General features: G+C 60.4%; 1 protein-coding gene and 1 pseudogene. Both read right to left on the bottom strand.

Annotated elements, in window-relative coordinates; translation table 11 throughout:
* Window positions 1-123: 123 nt before the first annotated feature.
* Window positions 124-1,413, bottom strand: coding sequence for a histidine--tRNA ligase (gene hisS, locus ACIONG_RS30485; protein WP_401304750.1), 1,290 nt, complete (start codon window positions 1,411-1,413; stop codon window positions 124-126).
* A gap of 36 nt (window positions 1,414-1,449) precedes the next feature.
* Window positions 1,450-1,603 (bottom strand): annotated as a pseudogene (locus tag ACIONG_RS30490) (4-hydroxy-3-methylbut-2-en-1-yl diphosphate synthase); the annotation flags it as partial.

Consider the following 1,603-nt stretch of genomic DNA (forward strand, 5'->3'; position numbering starts at 1 on the left):
GGGGGGGGGGGGGGCCCCCCCCCCCGGCGCCCCCCCCCCCCCCCCACAACTCCCCCACCCGTTCGTCCTCGGTACTCGACACCCCAATACTCCTTAATCGCTAAATCGGCTGTTTAGACAGCTTCAACCCTGCACGACGCAGGTGGCCAGGTGAGCGGCGAGCGCATCCCAGGCAATGCAGTGTTCTTCGCCCTGGCCACGCAGGGGATTGAAACCTACCACTTGCTGGGCCATTTCGTCGTCACCGAGGATCAGTGCGTACAGCGCACCGCTCTTGTCGGCCTTCTTGAACTGGCTCTTGAAGCTACCGGCGCCGGCATTGACTTGCAGGCGCAGGTTTGGAAGTTGATCGCGAACACGTTCGGCCAGTTTCAGCCCGGCCAGCTCGGCGGCTTCACCGAAGGCGCAGAGGTAGACATCGACCTGACGGGAGATTTCTTCCGGGATCTGCTCAAGGGTTTCGAGCATCAGCACCAGGCGCTCGATACCCATGGCGAAACCGACGCCAGTGGTTGGCTTGCCACCCATCTGCTCGACCAGACCGTCATAACGGCCGCCCGCGCACACAGTCCCCTGGGCACCCAGCTTGTCGGTGACCCATTCAAAAACGGTTTTGCTGTAGTAATCGAGGCCGCGAACCAGTTTCGGGTTGAGCACGTAAGGAATGCCGACGGCATCCAGACGGGCCTTCAAGCCTTCGAAGTGGGCACGGGATTCGTCGTCGAGGTAGTCAGCCATTTTCGGCGCATCGACCAGCACGGCCTGGGTGTCGGCATTTTTGGTGTCGAGCACGCGCAGCGGGTTGGTTTTCAGACGACGCTGGCTGTCTTCGTCGAGCTTGTCGTGGTGCGCCGAGAGGTACTCGACCAGCGCTTCACGATAACGACCACGGGACTCGCTGGTGCCGAGACTGTTGAGTTCGAGTTTGACCGCATCACGAATGCCCAGCTCGCCCCACAGGCGCCAGGTCATGATGATCAGTTCGGCATCGATGTCCGGACCGTCGAGGTTGAACACCTCAAGACCGATCTGGTGGAACTGGCGATAACGGCCTTTTTGCGGACGCTCGTGGCGGAACATCGGGCCGATGTACCAAAGCTTCTGCACCTGACCACCGCCGGTGATGCCGTGCTCGAGCACAGCGCGCACGCACGCGGCAGTGCCTTCCGGACGCAGGGTCAGGGAGTCGCCGTTGCGGTCTTCGAAGGTGTACATCTCTTTTTCGACGATGTCGGTCACTTCACCGATGGAGCGCTTGAACAGCTCGGTGAACTCGACGATCGGCATGCGGATCTGCTTGTAACCGTAGTTATCCAGCAGGCGCGCAACGGTGCTCTCGAAATAGCGCCACAGCGGGGTCTGCTCGGGCAGGATGTCGTTCATGCCACGAATGGCTTGCAGAGACTTGCTCACTTTAAATCCTTAAATTCGTTCGGCTTTCAGTCAGGCTCAGCCGCGCGCGATAACCGCTGCGTCAGCTTCGACCTTTTCGGCCGCTTTCTCGCGGATCAGCCTTTCCAGCTCATCCACCAGATTGTCATTCGTCAGTTTCTGCGACGGTTTGCCGTCGATGTAAATCAGGTTTGGCGTGCCGCCGGTCAAG

It is taken from the genome of Pseudomonas sp. NPDC087817, from assembly GCF_044742875.1.
Taxonomy (GTDB): Bacteria; Pseudomonadota; Gammaproteobacteria; order Pseudomonadales; family Pseudomonadaceae; genus Aquipseudomonas.